Consider the following 18070-nt stretch of genomic DNA (forward strand, 5'->3'; position numbering starts at 1 on the left):
CAAACCCGCGATTATTCACAGCCTTCAGCTGGCGTACAAGCTCGCCTCAACATCCATGCCGGCATCGCGCATCTGCGCCAGCTTGTAGCGCAGCGTGCGCGGGCTGATACCCAGGCGCTCGGCAGCCTCTTTACGGCGGCCACGCTCGGCGCGCAGGGTGTCGATGATCATCTGGAACTCGTGACGGCGCATATCGTCGCCCAGCGCCGCTGGCGCCTCAGCCTCGAGTTGCACCGGTGCAACCTTGGGCGCCGCCGCGAACATCGGCATGGCCCCGGCCAGACAGAAATCCGCCGCCTCGATCACACCACCTTGCTGCAAGATCAACGCCCGCTGCAGGGCGTTGTCCAGCTCGCGCACGTTACCCGGCCAGGCATAGCCCTGCAGGCACGCCTTGGCAGCGGCTGACAGACGCACCGGCGCATGCTTCATTTTATTGACGTGACGCGCCAGCAATCGTTCAGCCAGCGGCAGAATATCGGCGCTTCGTTCACGCAGCGGCTTCCAGGCCAGCGGAAACACCGACAGGCGATAGAACAGATCCTCACGAAAGCGCCCCGCCGCCACTTCATCGGCCAGGTCACGGTTGGTGGTGGCCACCACGCGGATGTCCAGGGCAATCGGCTTACGCCCACCGACACGCTCCACTTCGCGCTCCTGCAGCACGCGCAGCAGCTTGGCCTGCAAGCCCAGGGGCATTTCGGAAATTTCGTCGAGCAGCAAGGTGCCGCCGTCGGCCTGCTCGAACTTGCCAGCCTGCGCGGCGATGGCGCCGGTGAACGAACCCTTCTCATGGCCGAACAGCGTCGCTTCCAGCATGTTGTCGGGAATCGCCGCGCAGTTGATCGCCACAAACGGCTGATCGGCACGACTCGACTGTTGATGGATAAAACGCGCCAGCACTTCTTTACCCGTGCCCGACTCACCGGAAATCAACACCGTGGAATCACTGCGCGCCACCCGTGCGGCCAGCTCCAGCAATTGCGCACTAGCCGGCTCACAAGCCACCGGCCCTTCATCGGCGGCACCGGCGACCACACCGAGGGCGTGACGCGTCACCAGCTCGAGCAGAGCGCGTGGTTCAAACGGTTTGACCAGGTAATCCACCGCGCCTTGGCGCATGGCTTCGACAGCACGCTCCACCGCAGCATGGGCGGTCATCAACAACACCGGCAACTGCGGCTGGCGCGCTCGCAGCAACGCCAGCAACTGGTGCCCGTCCATTCCCGGCATGTTGACGTCGCTGACCACCAGGCTGAAGGCCTGCTCGGCCACCGCCTGCAGCGCTTCTTCGGCCGAACCGACCGCACAATAGTGAAAACCGCCGAGCTCCAGGGTATCGCCCAAGGCCTGACGCAGTGCCCGATCGTCCTCGACCAGTAGCACCTTGATTGCCTTCATTGCTCTTTCTCCCTTTACAGCGCGCCTATCAACGGCAAAGTAACCAACGCACAGGTGCCACGACCTGGCCGCGAACGTAAGTGCAAGGCGCCCTGATGCGCCCGCGCCACCGCCTTGACCACCGCAAGGCCCAGACCGGTGCCGGTCGCCTTGGTGGTCAGGAACGGCTCACCCAGGCGCGCCAGCAAGGCGCTGTCGATGCCAGCACCGGCGTCACTGACGCACAGGCGCAACATCTGCCCACGGCGGTACAGGTGCACCTTCAGGCGCACCGGCTCACTGCCGGCCTGCAGGGCGTTTTCAATCAGGTTGAGCAAGGCGCCGACCAGGGTGTCGCGATTGCACAGCAACTCCCCCAGATGACTGTCGCACTGCCAGCGCACCGCATGCCCCTGGACATGCACCTGAGCCGCTTGCTGCAGCGCCTGAAACAGCGCCTTGGGGGTAATGCGATCAGTCAGCGGCAGCTCGCCACGGGCGAACACCAGCATGTCGCGCACCTGATGCTCCAGCTCATGCAGGCGCTCCTTGAGGCTGCCGGCAAAACGCTGCTGGGTTTCCAGCGGCAACTGTTGTTCAGCCAGATGACTGGCATAGAGCAAGGCCGCCGACAATGGCGTGCGGATCTGATGCGCCAGCGAAGCAACCATCCGCCCCAATGACGACAAGCGCTCGTGACGGGCCAGCTCACCCTGCAGGTGACGGGTCTCGGTCAAGTCATTGAGCAATACCAACTGACCCGGCTCGGCATCCAGCGAGCGAGTGGCGATCGACAGGCGCCGGCCATCGCGCAGCGACACTTCGTGACCGTCATCGACACGCGGCGCGAAGCTGCGGGCGATCACCTGGCGCCACAACTCTCCCACCAACGGCTCACCCAGCAACTCGCACGCTGCAGGATTGGCTTCACGCACCCGCCCCTGCGCATCGATGACGATAACGCCGCCCGGCAACAGGTCGAGCAGGTTCTGCAAACGATTGGCAAGGCGCTCTTTTTCAGCCAGCTCAGCCATGCGCTGGGCACTGACCACCGCCAGCTCACCCTTGAGCTCGGTGACCCGCGCTTCAAGCAGGTTGAACGACTCGCTGAGCTGACTGGACACCTGATCGAACAGACCCAGGCGAGTTTCCTGCTCGGCGGCGTTCTGCCCCTGAACATTGGGGACACTGCGGATGGGGGCGGCGTGGGGCATCGTGCTCTCTCGCGTGGCTGACCGTCATAAAACGGTGTGTTGCCTGCGATATAGCAATAGACGTGCCGGATAGTTGACTGAAGACGGCGACGGGTTGCCTTGCATGCCGCGTAAGGCCGGTAGGACGGGGATTACAGCCCTGCAAATCATAGGGATATAAAACACAACGGGGCGCCTGAGCGCCCCGTTGTCGTCAATCAAGCGTCAATCCTCCGCCTGATCTTCACCGTCGCGACGGCTCATGCCGTACTTGCGCATTTTCTCCACCAGGGTGGTGCGGCGAATACGCAGACGCTCCGCAGCACGCGCAACGATACCGTTGGCGTCATCCAGCGCCTGCTGGATCAGGCCCTGCTCCAGACCACCGAGGTAGTCCTTCAGGTCCAGGCCTTCCGGCGGCAGCATGGCGTGCGTCGAGAAGGTCGGCATACCGCCATTGATCGCTACGCGCTCTTCCATGTCGGAACGCAGGCTGTCGACCAGATGCTCGTCTTCGTCATCGACGTAGCGGAATTTCTTCGGCAGCTCCGAGACGCCAATCACCCCGTACGGGTGCATGATCGCCATGCGCTCGACCAGGTTGGCCAGCTCACGGACGTTGCCCGGCCAACCATGCCGGCACAGCGACATGATGGCTGCCGAATTGAAACGGATCGAACCGCGCTTCTCGTGCTCCATGCGCGAGATCAGTTCGTTCATCAACAGCGGAATGTCCTCGACGCGCTCACGCAGCGGGGCCATCTCGATGGGGAAAACGTTGAGGCGGTAATACAGGTCTTCGCGGAAGGTGCCCGCTTCGATCATGCTTTCCAGGTTCTTGTGGGTCGCGGCGATGATGCGCACATCGATACCCTGGGTCTTGTTGCTGCCAACCCGCTCGAAGGTCCGCTCTTGCAGCACACGCAACAGCTTGACCTGCATCGGCAACGGCATGTCGCCGATTTCATCGAGGAACAGCGTGCCGCCATTGGCCAGTTCGAAACGTCCGGCGCGGCTGGTGATTGCACCGGTGAAGGCGCCCTTCTCATGGCCGAACAGTTCGCTTTCCAGCAGCTCGGCCGGAATCGCGCCGCAGTTGACCGGCACGAACGGCGCTTCGCGGCGCTTGGAATGGTAGTGCAGGTTGCGCGCCACCACTTCCTTACCGGTGCCCGACTCGCCGAGGATCAGCACGCTGGCATCGGTGTCGGCCACTTGCTGCATCATCTGCCGTACATGTTGGATGGCACGGCTGGTACCCACCAGGCTGCGGAACAGGTTCGGCTCGCGCTGACGACCGCGCTCGCGCGCCTGGTCGTACATCTCGCGGTAAACCTGGGCACGGTGCAGCGAATCGAGCAACTTGCTGTAGCTCGGCGGCATTTCAATGCTCGACAGCACGCGACGGCGCAGCTCTTCTGGCAGCTCGGCAGAAGAAATTTCACCAATTAACAGAACCGGAAGGAACTCATCCCACGCTGCCACTGTCTTAAGCAAGCCCAAAAGACTTGCCGGAGCGTTTACGGTCCCGATCAGGACGCACAGTACTTCACGACTGGATGACAACGACTCAACCGCCTGCTGCCAATCATGGCTTGAGCAGGTTAAATTTTCTTCGCCAAGAAAATTTAGAACCACCGCCAAATCGCGGCGGCGGGCGCTATCGTCATCGATCAGCAGAATTTTGGTTTCACGCCACATGCAATAGCAACTTCCCTAGTCATCTCGGCGCCCTATTGAGGGCAAGCTCGACATCATTCCGACTGAACGGTCAGTGTTCGGACGTCTGAAATTTGAAAACAGCTACTAGTTAAGTCAAAAAACCGCACAGAGTCAAATTTATGGCGCCCTGTTTATGGTTTTGCCCAGCTTCAGCTGAACAAATGGTATACCTTCGCCGCGTTTTTGGCATGCCGGATCTGCGTCATCTCATCCACTATTGATTGACGCTCGTCACTTGCAACCTCAATTAGTTGCCGGTAAACCCCGAGCAACTCCTCCAGACTGCTGCGCAATACCTCTTCATTGACCGATGCCTCGGCCAGCACTTGGTCGACGCACGACCGACAGCTAACGTCGAGCTCGCTGATCGCTTCCCAGTCACGACTGTTCAGCGCACCCAGCAAGGCTTCGCGCGTTTCCTCAATCCTTTGCAGTGCTTGGCTCATGCTATGTACCTCAGGCCAGCGGCCTTATTGGGGAGCGATGGCATCCCAGCCGGATTTGACCGTGATCAGCAGGCGGGCCACTTCGTCGATCATCTCGACGTTGTTGGTGCTGTTGGCTTCCACCAGGCGGTTGGCCATGTAGCCATACAGGGCATCGAGTTGATGCACAGCAGCAGGATCTTCAGCTTTTTCAGCGTCCAGGCCGTCGCGCAGGCCGGTGATGATGTCGATCGCCTTGCCCAGCATCAGGCCCTTCTGCGCAATGTCATCACGGGCAATCGCGCCTTTGGCCTGAGCCATGCGATCCAGGCCGCCTTCCATCAGCATTTGCACCAGGCGGTGCGGGCTGGCTTCAGAGACTTGAGCGTGGGAATTGACCTTCTGGTATTGGCGAAGGGCTCTCATTGGGTTCATGTTGCTACCTCGTTACAGGCCACAGGCGAATAGGTGTGCTCTAACCAAGGTTTCGACTGTGTGACAGAAAACTTTAATCCAGCGCCCGCGCCCCTCGAGAGGAGCGCGGGTGCGGCACCGATCAATCAGACTTCGGATTGTTCAGCGAGTTGAGGGTGGTCATCATGCTCGAAGCACTGGCATTGAGCTGGGCGATCATGGTGTCCATCGCCGTGTACTTCTTGGTCAGCGAGTCGGTCAATGCTTCCATGCGCCGATCCAGATCCGCCTGCTCGGTGGTCAGGTCGGTCAACTTGTTGTTGAGGTCGGTCGCACGGGTGGCCAGGCTGCCGGTGGTACCCACATAACTGGCAGTAGCCTTGTTCATGCGGGTGATCAGGCCGGTGTCACCGGTGAACAGCTTGGCGATATCGCCAGCGCCCTTGACCACTGCCTTGTCCCAGGCCTTGTCATCGAGGCTCAGCAGGCCGGTTTTCTGGTCGGTGGTGATCCCCATCGCCGCCAGGCTGGTGATGCTGCCGGCGCCTTTGCCATTGACCAGCTCGCCACGCAGGCTGGAGACCAATTGACGCATCGAAGCATCACCGGTCAGGGCGCCTGCCGTGGTGGTGGACGCATCGCCAGTGGAAGTCACCTTGGTCTGGGTGTTGATCGACGTCATCAGCGCGTTGTAGGCAGTGATGAACGACTGCACCGAAGTCTTCAAGGTGTCGGTGTTGCTGGCCACGGTGATGGTGATCGGCTTTTTCTCTTCAGCAGCGATCAGATCGAGGGTTACACCACTGATGGCGGAGTCTACCTTGTTGGTTTTCGACTCCATGGCAATGCCGTCGATGGTGTACTTGGCGTTCTGCGCCGGATCGCCAGCAGTAAAGGCGGTGGCCAACTCGGAATTACCGCTCAGGGTAATATCCGTGCCTTCGCCGGTGGTGGTCGAGCCGATCACCAGGCGCGCACCGTTGGCGTCACTGAGGATGTTGGCGGTGATGCCCTGGGCCGAGAGCTGAGTATTGATCTGCTCACGGGTTTCCTGCAGGGTCGCACCGCCAGGAATGATCACGTCATAGCTTTTACCCGACTGGGTAATGGTCAGCGTCTGCGCTTCGTCGGTGCTGTTGGCCTTGCTGGTAGGGCCGTCAGCATAGACCTTACTGGTCAGTTTCGACGAGGTCGCCAGGCTGTCGACGACCACGGTGTATTTACCGCTGGAAGCCCCGTCACCCAGGGTGACCTTGACGTTCTTTTCTTCAGAGGTAGTAGCAGCCAGGCCATTGAAGGCGGCGGCGTTGTTCAACTTGGTGATTGCCGCCTGGAACGCTTCGAGCGCCGTCTTTACCGAGCCGACTGCCGACAGTTTGATGGTCGCGTCTTTTTGCTGAGCGGTGATCTGCGCCTGTTTGGGTGCCTTTTCAGCCCCTACCAGCGCCTTGACGATGCCTTGCGTGTCGTAGCCCGAGCCTGGGCCGGAAATCGTTGAACTAGCCATTTGCTACTCTCCTTGCGGCTGCCGCTTTCTTGGCGCAAAACGCCTAAGCGGCAATCTGAAACAGGTTTCGTGCCAACTCAAGCCTTGGTGTTGAACAACAGGCTGCTGGCATCGCTCAGATTCTGCGCGAGCTTCAGCGCGGTCTCTGATGGAAGCTGGCGAATCACTTCACCACTGTCGGTGGCGATCACTTTGACCACCACAATGCCGGTGGTTTCATCGATGGAAAAGTCCAGGTTACGGTGGGTAGCCTGCACAAATTCACGCATGTCGGTTACCGCTTTTTCCAGCGCCGCGCGCTGCGACTCTTCGGCTGCTGCGGGCTCAGTCTTTTCTGCCGGCTTGGCCTGGGCAGCCGGAGCGCCTTGGGCCTGGGTGACAGCGGCCGGGTACGACGCGTTCAGCTTGATACTCATGTCCATGTCATCACCTCGAAACTGAAAAAAACGAAAGGGCACGTATACGCGCCCTTCCGTTAACTAACCGCTAAAGGCTATTACTGAAGCAGCTTCAGAACAGACGATGGCAGTTGGTTGGCCTGGGACAGGATCGCGGTGGAAGCCTGTTGCAGGGTTTGTTGCTTGGTCAGCTCGGCAGCTTCAGAAGCGAAGTCAGCGTCTTCTACACGGCCTTTGGCAGCCGAGGAGTTCTGCGAAATGCTCTGCAGGTTGGCGACGGTGCTGGCGAAACGGTTTTGCACCGCACCCAGCTGCGAACGCTGGCTGTCGATCTGCTGCATAGCGTCGTCCAGAGCCTGGATAGCCTGCTGCGAAGCAGCGGCAGTCAGGATGTTCAGGTCGGAAACGCTGGTTTCCATGGTGGTGGCTTTCTTGGTGCCAGCCGCAGAAACGGCGGTCAGACCCAGAGCAGCCAGACCGGTACCGGCGGCGCCGTCCTTGACAGTGATGTCTTTGTCAGCGAACAGGTTCAGGGTGCCGTCGGTGTTTTTGCTGGCGATAACGCCGGTGCTGGCGCTGTTGATCGAAGCAACGACGGCATCGATGGTGTCGCCCTTCTTGAACTTGACTTCAACGCCGTTCAGATCGATAGAGGTGTCAGCAGTCAGTTTGGCTTGAGTAGTACCAGCCGACAGACCCAGCTGCGACAGCGAACCGGCAGAAGTGTTAGCCAGTTTGATGTCAGCACCGTTGCCCGAAGTCAGCTTGACACGGCCGTCGACGAGTTCGGCTTTAGCACCATTGGCAGCGGTGCCAGCAGCGTTTTCCATGGCGGTCAGTACAGTGGCCATGGTGCTGGCTGCGGTCCAGCTAACAGCGGTGCCATTGACAGTAATGGAACCTGCAGTATCCATGGTGCTAGCAGTGGTAATAGGTGCGGCTGCAGTAGTACCTGCTGCGCCCAAACCAAGCGAGGTCAGACCGTTGGTTGCTGGACCTGGGTTGGTACCCAGCGTGATGTCACTGCTCGACTTCAGGGTCACGATGCCAGTAGCGTCGGCACTTGCAGTAACGCCGGTTTCAGCGGTCTTTTTGTTGATTTCGGTTACCGCAGCGTTAGCTGCAGCGGTACCAGCGGCAGCAGCGGTCAGCTTGACCGTTACACCGTTGATGACCAGTTCATCAGTAGCCAGGGTGGCACCAGCGGCCGCACCGCCTACCTTTTTAGCGACATCGCCGAATGCCGAACCGGTAGTGGTAGCAGCCAGGCCTTTGGGTGCATCGCCATTAACCGAAGCTTCGCTGTAAGTACCTTTCAGCGCAGTGGCGCTGATGTCGGTCATGCCGAACGAAATGGTTTCGTTGGCGTTGGCGCCGATCTGGAAAGCAACGTTGCTGAACGAGCCGTCCAGCAGGTTACGACCACCGAAGGTGGTGGTGCTGGCGATACGGTTCAGTTCGCCGACTTTAGCGGTGAATTCTTGTTGCAGGGAAACACGGTCAGCGTCGGATTTATCACCGTTCGCTGCTTGCAGGGCGAGTTCACGCAGACGCTGCAGGGTGTTGGTGGATTCCTGCATGGCGCCTTCAGCGGTCTGGGCGATCGAAACACCGTTGTTGGCGTTAGCGATGGCAACGTTCAGGCCTTTGACCTGGTTGTTCAGACGGTTGGCGATCTGCATGCCAGCGGCGTCGTCTTTGGCGCTGTTGATTTTCAGGCCGGAGGACAGACGGTTCATCGACTGGCTCAGGGCGTCGGAAGCTTTGTTCAGGTTCTTCTGGACACCCAGGGAAGTGATGTTGGTGTTTACGGATAATGCCATTACGAAATCCTCGTTGGATGGATACTGCGGCTTCCGGCCCTGGCAACCGCCGGGTGTGGCCTAGAGAACCTTCGTAATGGTTATCGTCGTGAAAACAGGTTGCTTGAGGGTTTTTTTGAAAATTTTTACTAGCACCGTGCCACCCCTTGTATTTCAAGGGCTTTGGCGCCAGTAAAACGGGTGGGAGCGGGCTTGCCCCGCGATGCGATGTGACTGCCAGATCGCGATCGCGGGGCAAGCCCGCTCCCACCGGATAAGTAAGGCACCATAAAAAACGCCCGCCACCTTTCGGTGACGGGCGTTTGCTGTGCAGCTCTAGATCAAGGCTTACGAGCGATAGAGAATCGCCGAACCCCACGACAGGCCCACGCCAAAACCACTGATGGCCACGCGTTTCCAACTGCCGTCGAGCATGTGCTTCTCCAGCAGCAGCGGTACGCTGGACGACACGGTGTTGCCGGTTTCGAGCATGTCCTTGACGAACTTGTCCTTGACCGTCGAGTCCGGATCCTCGTCAAAACGGCGAGCCACCGCATCAACAATCGCCGCACTGCCCTGGTGGATACAGAACGCATCGACATCCGCCGCAGTCAGCCCCGAGGCATCGAGCAGCTCGTTGAGGTGCGCTGGCACCTTGAGCAAGGCGAAGTTGAACACCTGACGGCCGTTCATGAAGAAATTGCCGTCGGTGACTTTCAGGTGCGCGGCACCAGAGCCGTCGGTACCGAAACGCGCCTGCCCCAGCTGCCAGGTGGCGTCTTCGCCCATCCAGGTGGCAGTGGCGGCATCGCCGAACAGCATGGTGGTGTTGCGGTCTTCCGGATCGACGATCTTCGAATACGGGTCGGCAGTGATCAGCAGGCCGTTCTTCAGGCCAGCGGCTTCCATGAAGCCCTTGATCGCATACAAGCCGTAAACGTAGCCAGAGCAGCCCAGCGACACGTCAAACGCTGCCACGCGGGTCGAGAGGCCGAGCTTGTCCTGGACGATGGCAGCGGTGTGCGGCAGGCCTTCTTCGTCACCGTTCTGGGTGACCACGATCAGCGCGTCAATCGACTGCGGGTCCAGGCTTGGATTGCTGGCAAACAACGCCTTGGCGGCCTCTACGCAGAGGTCGGAGGTTTCTTGCTCATCGTCCTTGCGCGGCAGAAAGGTCGAACCGATCTTGCCAAAGATGAAGGTTTCATCCTTGCCGAACTTCGCACCCTGGGCATAGTTGTCCAGGCCAGCGGGGGGCACGTAACTCGCGATACTTTTAATGCCAATCATTCTGGCTTCCCAATCAAAACAGCCAAAGACCGCCGCTCGCTAAACTGAGGGCGCCAAAAACCGGGCCTGCACCGCCCTGAACCTACACACTAAAAATCGGCAACAAATTCTTGCAAATGCCACCAACAGGATACAGGGAAGATGCCCGATCCGACTCATTGGTCACACTCAATTACCATAAGTCGAGGGCTGCGGGCATCCGAACAGACAAAAAACACCTGGATGGGGACGGGCTTGCCCCCGCGATTTCGGTGTGTCTGTTGTATCGCGATCGCGGGGCAAGCCCGCTCCTACACGCAGGCAAAAAAAACCGGTGGGAGCGGGCTTGCTCCGCGATTGCGGTGTGTCAGTCACATTGCAATCGCGGGGCAAGCCCGCTCCCACCGGAGGGGTTTTGGGCTGGCTTAGAGCTTGTTGAACAGGCTCAGCTGCGACAGGCGGGCAAAGGCCAACTGCGAGGCTTCCAGCATTGCCTGCTGCAAGGTCAGGGCAATCGCCGCCGTCGACATATCGGTGTTACCGATTGCCGCCTGGGTGCTCTTGTTGGCCAGGTCCAGGCTGATGTTTTCCTGTTTCTGGATTTCCAGCGAGTTACCCCGCGCACCAATCGAACCACGGGTGATGTCCATGCGTTCACGGGCGCTGGCAATGTTGGAAATCGCCGAATCCACCGCCTGCTTGAGGGCAATCGACGACTCGCCGTCGGTCACCGGCTTGTCCAGCGCGGTTCGCAACTGTGCCAGGGTGTCGAGCACGTTCTGGGTCTTGTGGGTATTGGCGGTCACCCCAAATTGATCACCGGCCTTTGGCGGGCCGTCAAACTGATAGGTGACACCAGCCACGGTCAACGCATTGCCTGCACCAATGGTGCCATTAGCCACTGGTTTGCTGTCAGCGGTGTAGGGCTGGGCATACAGTTCGTAATCGGTATCGCTGGTGAACTTGATCAGCGCCCCACCACTGGGGAAGGTGCTGCGATAGGCATCGGCATCGCTGATGCTGGTACCGGTCACCTGTGCCGTAGACGCATTACCAGCACCGCGCGAAGCGTTGATGGTGTCGGGGCGCGCACCGAAGGTGAACTCATGCCCGGCAATGACCGCATCAGGATCATCGCCATCCTTGAGCGCGATGTTGATCTCCAGATCAACACCACGGAACGAGATCATGTTGCCGCCTTCAGCATTGCGGTCGAAGGTGCCGTTGGTGGCGGTTTCGCTGGTGACGTCGTTACCGTTGACGTCCTTGATGCTGTACTGCGTCGCGCTGGTGAAGGTGATGGTGTACGGCTGACCTTTGCCAAACGAACTGTTGTAGGTGTTGACCGAGGTCATCAGGCCCTGAGACAAGCCAACGCGACCATCATTAGGCAAAGGTGCCTGCAGGCTGGTCTGGGTGCGACTGTTGTTGATGGCCTGGTCGAACACGCTGTAACCGCTGTCGTTGGTGGCCAGGAACAAGGTGTCGGAAACCTGCAGGCTGAGCTGGGTCTGGTCACCCTGATAGCTGTAGGTACCGTCGCTGTTGCGTACGTAGGGCGGCTCGGAGGTCTTGGAGCCGCCGAACAGGTAGTTACCGTTGGCATCGCGGGAATTGAGCAGGCCGAAGACGTTGGCTTCGATCTCCTTGATCTCGGCGCTGATCGAGGCCCGGTCAGAGTTGCTCAGGCCACCGTCACCCGCCTTCAAGGTCAGCTCGGTGGCGCGCTGCAGTGCGTCGTTGATGGTCGAGAGTACGCTCTCTTCCTGCAGCAAAGCGTTGTTTACCGTGGTCATGTTGGCGTCGTACTGGCCAAGCAAGGCGCTTTGCTGTTGCAGCAGCAACAGGCGCGCAGCACCGACCGGATCATCCGCCGCGGTCTGGATACGAATACCGGACGACACTTGCTCCGAGGTTTTGGCCGTGTCGGAGAAGTTCTTCGAGTAGCTGCTGGCGCTGGTCTCATAGAACTGAGCAGTGGAAATACGCACGTTCGGCTACTCCTTACAGGGCGTTGATCAAGGTGCTGAAGGTTTCTTGCGCGGTCTTGATGATCTGCGACGACGCGGTGTAGTAGTGCTGGAACTTGACCAGGCTGGCGGCTTCGTCATCGAGGTTGACCCCGGACACCGCAGCGCGGCCGGCCTTGGCCGAATCCAGCACGGCACCGCTGGCGGTGCTGTCGATCTTGGCCTGGTTGGCCTTGGCACCCACGCGCTCGACCAGCGAGGCGTATGCCGAGGTAAAGCTGGTGCCGCCGCCGGCACCGGTGCCGACGGTGGACTTGGTCTGCAGCTCGAGCAGCGACTTGGCGTTGCGGTTGTCGGATTTGCCGTCGGCGTTGAACGACAGGGTAAAGCTGTCGTTGGCTGACGGACTGCCAGCGACGGTGGTTTCAACGCTGAAGGTGCGTGGATTGCCACTGCCATCGAGGATCGGCGCACCCGAGGCATCACGCATCGGTACGTTGATCGACAGCTTGTTGTCCTGGCCCGGGACGATGGTGCCGGAGCCAATGTCTTTGCCGTTGGCGTCGAACAGTTTGTAGCCCTGAGTGCCACCCGCCGCCTCATCGAACACCACGCGCACCGGCATGGAATGCTTGATGGCTTCCTGCATTTGCGCCTGCCCGGCACCGCCGTAAATATCCAGAGGCACGCCCAGGTTTGGCTGGGCGATGGTGCCGGTACCGCCATTGCCGCCACCGGCCGTGGCGCTGATCGGCCCGGCGAATGCCAGCTTGTTGGCATCGGTCAGTACGGTATTGATGCTGCCTGCGGCGGAACGGGTCGGAATTACCTTGAAGCTGTCACCGGCCGCCAGGGCACCACCATTGAGCGACAGGGTGAAGCCGTCAATCTCTGGCGCCGGGGTCTGATCGAGGGCGAAGGTGCCCATTTCAGTGCCATCGGAGCGGCGCACGGTGTAGTTCTTGTCGCTGGTGAACTTCACCTCATAGTCGTAGGTGCTCAGAGCACCGCTGTCGGTGATGGTTACGTTGAGGTTGCCGGAGCCGGCACTGTTGCCCGAAGACGCCAGACTACGCTGGCTGATCGCCGCCGCGCTGTTGATGCTGGAGAACAAGGCGCTGCCGAACTGCGCATTGGCGTCCAGGCCCTGCCCCAGCTGGCTGTTGATGCTGTCGGAAACCACCAGCGCCACACGCCCCAGCTCGTTCATCGACGGGGTGAGCACCTCGCTGCGATAACGCAGCAAACCACCGATCTGCCCGCCGCTGACCACCGAGGTGACGTCGGAGCTGAAGCCCTGGTAGTTGACGCTCAAGCTGTACTGGCTCTTGTCGGTGGCGCTGGGCCCGACCGACAGGGTGTTGGCCTGGTTGCCGGTCACCAGCGACTGGCCGGTGCCGAGGTAAACATCGAGGTTACCGTCGCGCTCCTGCACGGTGACGCCGACCAGCTCGTTGAGCTGGCGCACCGCTTCGTTACGCGCGTCGATCAGGTTGTTCGGGGTGTTGCCCGAGGCCGACATCTGCACAATTTGCTTGTTGTATTCAGCAATGTTGGCGGTCAGCTTGTTGACCTGGCCGGTCATGGTTTCGAGCTGGGAATTGATGTTGTCGTTCTGCTGGCTCATCTGCGTCGAGATGGCGTTGAAACGATTGCTCAGGGTTTGCGCCTGGGTCAGCAACAACTGACGTGCGGCCGGATCGCTGGGCGATGCCGAGGCAGTCTGCAAGGCCGAGAAAAACGAGGTCAGCACTGAGCTGATGCCGGTGTCGCGGTCGGCCAGCAGCTTGTCGACGCTGGTGATCTGATCCTGGAACGCCAACGCATCGTTATTCAACGAGGTGGCGGTCTGCAACTGGTTATCCAGGTAGCTGTTGTAGATGCGGCGAACGTCCGACAGCGTGGTACCGGTGCCGATAAAGCCGACGCCGATGTTCTGCATACCTCCGGCGACCTGCACGGTCTGCTGGCGCGAATAGCCCGAGGTCGCGGCGTTGGCGATGTTGTTCGAGGTAACCGCTAGCGCTGCCTGGCTGGCATTCAGGCCGCTCAGCCCGATCGAGATCAGATTCGACATACTTCAATCCTTATAGATTCGTGGTACCGCCAGCCATGGCGTATTGCGGGGTTGGCTGCAGTTGCCGGGCAATGCTGATGATCTTGCGGGCGTAATCAGGGTCGGTGGCATAACCGGCCTTTTGCAGCTCTTTGGCAAACTGTTCCGGGTTATCGGCCGAGCTCACCGCATCTTTATAGCGACTGTTGTTCTGCAACAGGCTGACCAGGTCATGGAAGCTGTCCTGGTAGGAATCGTAGGAGCGGAACGCCGCCGTCTCCTTGACGAACTGACCATCACGAAATTCGCTGGTGATCGCGCGCGCCTGGTCACCCTGCCAGTTACCGGTGGCCTTGATGCCGAACAGGTTATGGCTGCTGCTGCCATCGGCCTGGCGCATGACCGACTTGCCCCAACCGGTTTCCAGCGCGGCTTGCGCCACCAGGTAGCGTGGGTCGATACCAATACGCTTGGCGGCCTGCTCGGCCATCGGCAGCATGGTGGCCACAAAGTCATCCGAAGAACTGAAAGCACGCTTGGCCGGGGCCAGCGGCGGCTGCGCCACGGCACGGCCGTAGATGCGCATCTCGCTCGGCGCAGCAAAGGCTTGTGCCGGCTGCCAGTCACCCTTGGCCACGTTATCGACCAGGGCGCGGCCCGGAATCGGCGCCGTGTTGGTGGTAGCGGCAACGCCACCGGCAGACGGCACCAGGCCAGCCAACAGGCGATCGGTGAGTTTGCCCGGCAAGGCCAGACGCCGCGAGTTGAGCGCCGCGACGTCGTTGCGGGTACTCGCGTCGCCAGTACGCTCTGCCACACCCACTGCAGTGGCACCAAGGGCACGCGGCTGCACATCGAAGCGCGGGAACGGGCTGTTGTTGACTGCGGCGGCCTTCTGCTTGGCCAGCTGACGCATCAACACATCCTGCAGGCCGATACCGCCACCTTCACGCGACATGCTCACCGCCAGCTGCTGGTCGTACATCTGCTGGTACTGCTTGGTGGTTTCGGTGTTGAGCGGATTGTCCTTGGCCAGCACATCGCTGGCCGAACGCATCGACTTGAGCATCTCGTTGAGAAACAGCGATTCGAATTCCTGCGCCACCTTGCGCAGGTTGGCTTCGCTGTCGCGATCACCGACCTTCAACGAACTGAGTCGATTGAGGTCGGTGTAAGCACCGCTGTCAGACATCGACGCCATCGGGGTTTTCGGCATTTCCATGTGCCAGTCCTCAGATCACGATCAGGTCGGCTTGCAACGCGCCAGCCTGTTTCAACGCTTCAAGGATCGCCATCAAGTCGCTGGGCGCCGCCCCGACCTGATTCACAGCGCGGACGATTTCATCCAGCGTGGTGCCCGGGCCGAACTTGAACATCGGCTTGGCTTCCTGCTCGGCATTCACCCGCGAACGCGGCACGACCGCCGTCTGGCCATTGGAGAACGGCCCCGGCTGGCTGACGATCGGGTCTTCGGTAATGGTCACGGTCAGACTGCCGTGGGTGACCGCCGCTGGCGAGACTTTGACGTTCTGGCCAATGACGATGGTGCCGGTACGCGAGTTGATGATGACTTTGGCCACCGCCTGCCCCGGATCGATTTCCAGGTTCTCGAGGATCGACAGGTAATCGACACGCTGGCTCGGATCGAGCGGCGCACTGACCCGTACCGAACCACCGTCCACTGCCTGCGCCACACCCGGGCCGAGCAGTTCGTTGACCTTGTCGACAATGCGCTTGGCGGTGGTGAAGTCCGGGCGATTGAGGTTCAGGGTCAGGCTGTTGCCCTGGTTGAAACCGCTCGGTACCGCTCGCTCAACTGACGCGCCACCCGGGATACGTCCGGCCGACGGTACGTTGACGGTGATCTTCGAGCCGTCACGGCCTTCGGCGTCAAAACCGCCGACCACCAGGTTGCCCTGGGCAATCGCGTAGACGTTGCCGTCGATACCTTTCAATGGCGTCATCAACAGGCTGCCACCGCGCAGGCTCTTGGAGTTACCGATCGACGACACGGTGATGTCCACCACCTGCCCCGGCTTGGCGAAGGCCGGCAGGTCAGCATGCACCGACACTGCGGCGACGTTCTTGAGCTGAACGTTACCCGAACCGGCCGGCACCTTGATGCCGAACTGCGACAGCATGTTGTTGAAGGTCTGCAGGGTGAACGGCGTTTGCGTGGTCTGGTCACCAGTACCGTTGAGCCCCACCACCAGGCCATAGCCGATCAACTGGTTGCTACGCACACCGGAAATGCTGGCGATGTCCTTCAGGCGTTCGGCCTGAACGGCAAAGGCAGCAGACATCAGAAGCGCTGCAGTGATCAGCTGCTTGAAGTTGAACATGGTCATCCGAACCTAGAAAGGCCAAAGCGGGCTGATGAAGAAACGGTCGAGCCAACCGGGCTGGCTGGCATCGGCAAAAGAGCCGGTACCCGAATAGGTGATACGCGCATCGGCCACCCGGGTCGAAGGCACGGTGTTGTCGGTGGCAATGTCGTCGGCACGTACCATGCCGGCGATGCGCACCAGCTCGTCGCCGGTGTTGAGGGTCAGCCACTTCTCGCCGCGTACGGCAATGATGCCGTTGGGCAGCACATCGGCAACGGTCACAGTGATCGAACCGGTCAGGCTGTTGCCCTGCCCGGCTTTACTGTCGCCCTTGGTCGCACGGTCGCCGCTGTAGCCGGCACTCAGGCTCAAGTCGCCATCACTGAACGGGTTGTTGGTGGTCATCGACGAGCCGAACAACGAGGTCAGGCCGATGTCGGCCTTACTGTTCTTGGCGATTTGCGAGTTGGCGTTCTTGCTCGCCTGAGTACGTTCATTCAGGGTGATGGTGATGATGTCACCGACCCGGAACGCCTTGCGGTCGCTGTACAGGTTCTGATCGAAACCGGCCTGGTAGATCGAGCCGTTGTTGGCCGCCGCCGGTAATGGCGTGCGTGGCAATACCGGCGCGTAGTACGGATCATTGGGCTTGGGCGTCGGCGCAACGCAACCGGCCAGCACGGCGATCCCACTCAGGGCTAGTACAGAAAACAAACGACTCATGACTCTGACCTCACGGTGTAACAGGCGCCGATCAAGCGACCCTCAAGACTTCACTTACAGGTTCTGGGTAACGAACGAGAGCATCTGGTCGGCGGTGGAAATGACCTTGGAGTTCATTTCGTAGGCACGCTGGGTGGTGATCATGTTGACCAGTTCTTCCACAGTGCTGACGTTGGAGTTTTCCAGGGTCTGCTGTTGCACCACACCAAAACCGTTGAGGCCCGGGGTACCGACCTGGGGCGCGCCACTGGCGGCGGTTTCCAGGAACAGGTTGCCACCCACGGCCTGCAGGCCGGCCGGGTTGATGAAGTCGGCGGTCTGGATGTTGCCGATCACCTGGGCGGCCGGGTTGCCAGCGGTGGTGATCGAAACGGTGCCGTCACGGCCCACGGTGAAGGTTTGCGCTTCTGGCGGAACCACCACGGCAGGCTCCAGGGCAAAGCCACTGGCGGTGACGATCTGGCCGTCGGAGTTCAGGTGGAAGGTACCGTCACGGGTGTAAGAGACGGTGCCATCAGGCTGCAGGATCTGGAAGAAACCACGACCATCAACCGCCATGTCCAGCGGGTTTTCGGTGGTTTGCAGGCTGCCGGCGATAAAGCTCTTCTGGGTGCCGACGATGCGCACACCGGTACCGGTTTGCAGGCCCGAAGGCAGCTCGCTGTCCTGGGTCGATTGCGCGCCCGGCTGACGCTGGGTCTGGTAGAGCAAGTCCTGGAACTCGGCACGATCACGTTTGAAGCCCGTGGTCGAAACGTTGGCCAGGTTGTTGGAAATGACAGTCAGGTTTTTGTCCTGTGCGGACAGACCGGTTTTACTGACATAAAGTGCTGGAAGCATGCCGTTCTCCTCGCGCGCCTGTATTCCGGCGCTACGCCTGTGTG

Annotated in this window: 15 protein-coding genes; all 15 read right to left on the minus strand. The window is 60.4% G+C overall.

The annotated features are described in order from the left end of the window. Window positions 1–24: 24 nt before the first annotated feature. The 15 genes from ACP6KB_RS19615 to flgG all read right to left on the minus strand — a co-directional run bounded on the left by ACP6KB_RS19615 (window position 25) and on the right by flgG (window position 18026). Window positions 25–1401, minus strand: a complete 1377-nt coding sequence (locus ACP6KB_RS19615) for a sigma-54-dependent transcriptional regulator (protein ID WP_442108959.1) — start codon at window positions 1399–1401, stop codon at window positions 25–27. 14 nt (window positions 1402–1415) lie between these two features. Continuing rightward, on the minus strand, window positions 1416–2594 hold the full coding sequence (locus ACP6KB_RS19620) for a sensor histidine kinase (protein WP_442108960.1): 1179 nt from the start codon (window positions 2592–2594) through the stop codon (window positions 1416–1418). 204 nt (window positions 2595–2798) lie between these two features. Further along, complete coding sequence (gene fleQ / locus ACP6KB_RS19625; RefSeq protein WP_442108961.1) at window positions 2799–4274, minus strand: transcriptional regulator FleQ; 1476 nt, start codon at window positions 4272–4274, stop codon at window positions 2799–2801. Window positions 4275–4444: 170 nt separating this feature from the next. Continuing rightward, window positions 4445–4741, minus strand: coding sequence for a flagellar protein FliT (locus tag ACP6KB_RS19630; protein ID WP_442108962.1), 297 nt, complete (start codon window positions 4739–4741; stop codon window positions 4445–4447). Window positions 4742–4765: 24 nt separating this feature from the next. Next, window positions 4766–5155, minus strand: coding sequence for a flagellar export chaperone FliS (gene fliS / locus ACP6KB_RS19635; RefSeq protein WP_133217310.1), 390 nt, complete (start codon window positions 5153–5155; stop codon window positions 4766–4768). Window positions 5156–5276: 121 nt separating this feature from the next. Then, complete coding sequence (fliD, locus tag ACP6KB_RS19640; RefSeq protein WP_442108963.1) at window positions 5277–6641, minus strand: flagellar filament capping protein FliD; 1365 nt, start codon at window positions 6639–6641, stop codon at window positions 5277–5279. A 77-nt stretch (window positions 6642–6718) separates the two neighbouring features. Next, window positions 6719–7063 (minus strand): flagellar protein FlaG, encoded by a 345-nt coding sequence (locus tag ACP6KB_RS19645; protein WP_442108964.1) that lies wholly within the window; start codon window positions 7061–7063, stop codon window positions 6719–6721. 74 nt (window positions 7064–7137) lie between these two features. Continuing rightward, on the minus strand, window positions 7138–8862 hold the full coding sequence (locus tag ACP6KB_RS19650) for a flagellin N-terminal helical domain-containing protein (protein ID WP_442108965.1): 1725 nt from the start codon (window positions 8860–8862) through the stop codon (window positions 7138–7140). Window positions 8863–9189: 327 nt separating this feature from the next. Further along, window positions 9190–10131 (minus strand): ketoacyl-ACP synthase III, encoded by a 942-nt coding sequence (locus ACP6KB_RS19655; RefSeq protein WP_442108966.1) that lies wholly within the window; start codon window positions 10129–10131, stop codon window positions 9190–9192. A gap of 404 nt (window positions 10132–10535) precedes the next feature. Then, window positions 10536–12101, minus strand: a complete 1566-nt coding sequence (locus tag ACP6KB_RS19660; RefSeq protein WP_442108967.1) for a flagellar hook-associated protein 3 — start codon at window positions 12099–12101, stop codon at window positions 10536–10538. A gap of 13 nt (window positions 12102–12114) precedes the next feature. Further along, window positions 12115–14157 carry a flagellar hook-associated protein FlgK gene (flgK, locus tag ACP6KB_RS19665; protein ID WP_442108968.1) on the minus strand — a complete coding sequence of 681 codons (2043 nt, stop codon included), beginning with the start codon at window positions 14155–14157 and terminating at the stop codon, window positions 12115–12117. Between the two features lie 10 nt (window positions 14158–14167). Further along, complete coding sequence (gene flgJ, locus ACP6KB_RS19670; protein ID WP_442108969.1) at window positions 14168–15358, minus strand: flagellar assembly peptidoglycan hydrolase FlgJ; 1191 nt, start codon at window positions 15356–15358, stop codon at window positions 14168–14170. A gap of 10 nt (window positions 15359–15368) precedes the next feature. Further along, window positions 15369–16478, minus strand: a complete 1110-nt coding sequence (locus ACP6KB_RS19675; RefSeq protein WP_442108970.1) for a flagellar basal body P-ring protein FlgI — start codon at window positions 16476–16478, stop codon at window positions 15369–15371. Between the two features lie 12 nt (window positions 16479–16490). Beyond that, a complete protein-coding gene (gene flgH, locus ACP6KB_RS19680; RefSeq protein ID WP_133217319.1) occupies window positions 16491–17186 on the minus strand; it encodes a flagellar basal body L-ring protein FlgH in 696 nt (231 codons plus the stop codon). Between the two features lie 54 nt (window positions 17187–17240). Then, window positions 17241–18026, minus strand: coding sequence for a flagellar basal-body rod protein FlgG (gene flgG / locus ACP6KB_RS19685; protein ID WP_442108971.1), 786 nt, complete (start codon window positions 18024–18026; stop codon window positions 17241–17243). Window positions 18027–18070 lie beyond the last annotated feature (44 nt).

This window comes from Pseudomonas sp. NUPR-001, assembly GCF_052147955.1.
Taxonomy (GTDB): domain Bacteria; phylum Pseudomonadota; class Gammaproteobacteria; order Pseudomonadales; family Pseudomonadaceae; genus Aquipseudomonas.

Excerpts from the sequence above, each read along its gene's own strand:
- flgH (WP_133217319.1), bottom strand. The coding sequence starts at position 17,186 with ATGAGTCGTTTGTTTTCTGTACTAGCCCTGAGTGGGATCGCCGTGCTG.
- flgK (WP_442108968.1), bottom strand. The coding sequence starts at position 14,157 with ATGTCGAATCTGATCTCGATCGGGCTGAGCGGCCTGAATGCCAGCCAG.
- fleQ (WP_442108961.1), bottom strand. The coding sequence starts at position 4,274 with ATGTGGCGTGAAACCAAAATTCTGCTGATCGATGACGATAGCGCCCGC.
- ACP6KB_RS19620 (WP_442108960.1), bottom strand. The coding sequence starts at position 2,594 with ATGCCCCACGCCGCCCCCATCCGCAGTGTCCCCAATGTTCAGGGGCAG.
- ACP6KB_RS19630 (WP_442108962.1), bottom strand. The coding sequence starts at position 4,741 with ATGAGCCAAGCACTGCAAAGGATTGAGGAAACGCGCGAAGCCTTGCTG.
- fliD (WP_442108963.1), bottom strand. The coding sequence starts at position 6,641 with ATGGCTAGTTCAACGATTTCCGGCCCAGGCTCGGGCTACGACACGCAA.
- flgJ (WP_442108969.1), bottom strand. The coding sequence starts at position 15,358 with ATGGAAATGCCGAAAACCCCGATGGCGTCGATGTCTGACAGCGGTGCT.
- ACP6KB_RS19650 (WP_442108965.1), bottom strand. The coding sequence starts at position 8,862 with ATGGCATTATCCGTAAACACCAACATCACTTCCCTGGGTGTCCAGAAG.
- ACP6KB_RS19645 (WP_442108964.1), bottom strand. The coding sequence starts at position 7,063 with ATGGACATGAGTATCAAGCTGAACGCGTCGTACCCGGCCGCTGTCACC.
- ACP6KB_RS19615 (WP_442108959.1), bottom strand. The coding sequence starts at position 1,401 with ATGAAGGCAATCAAGGTGCTACTGGTCGAGGACGATCGGGCACTGCGT.
- ACP6KB_RS19655 (WP_442108966.1), bottom strand. The coding sequence starts at position 10,131 with ATGATTGGCATTAAAAGTATCGCGAGTTACGTGCCCCCCGCTGGCCTG.
- fliS (WP_133217310.1), bottom strand. The coding sequence starts at position 5,155 with ATGAACCCAATGAGAGCCCTTCGCCAATACCAGAAGGTCAATTCCCAC.
- ACP6KB_RS19675 (WP_442108970.1), bottom strand. The coding sequence starts at position 16,478 with ATGTTCAACTTCAAGCAGCTGATCACTGCAGCGCTTCTGATGTCTGCT.
- flgG (WP_442108971.1), bottom strand. The coding sequence starts at position 18,026 with ATGCTTCCAGCACTTTATGTCAGTAAAACCGGTCTGTCCGCACAGGAC.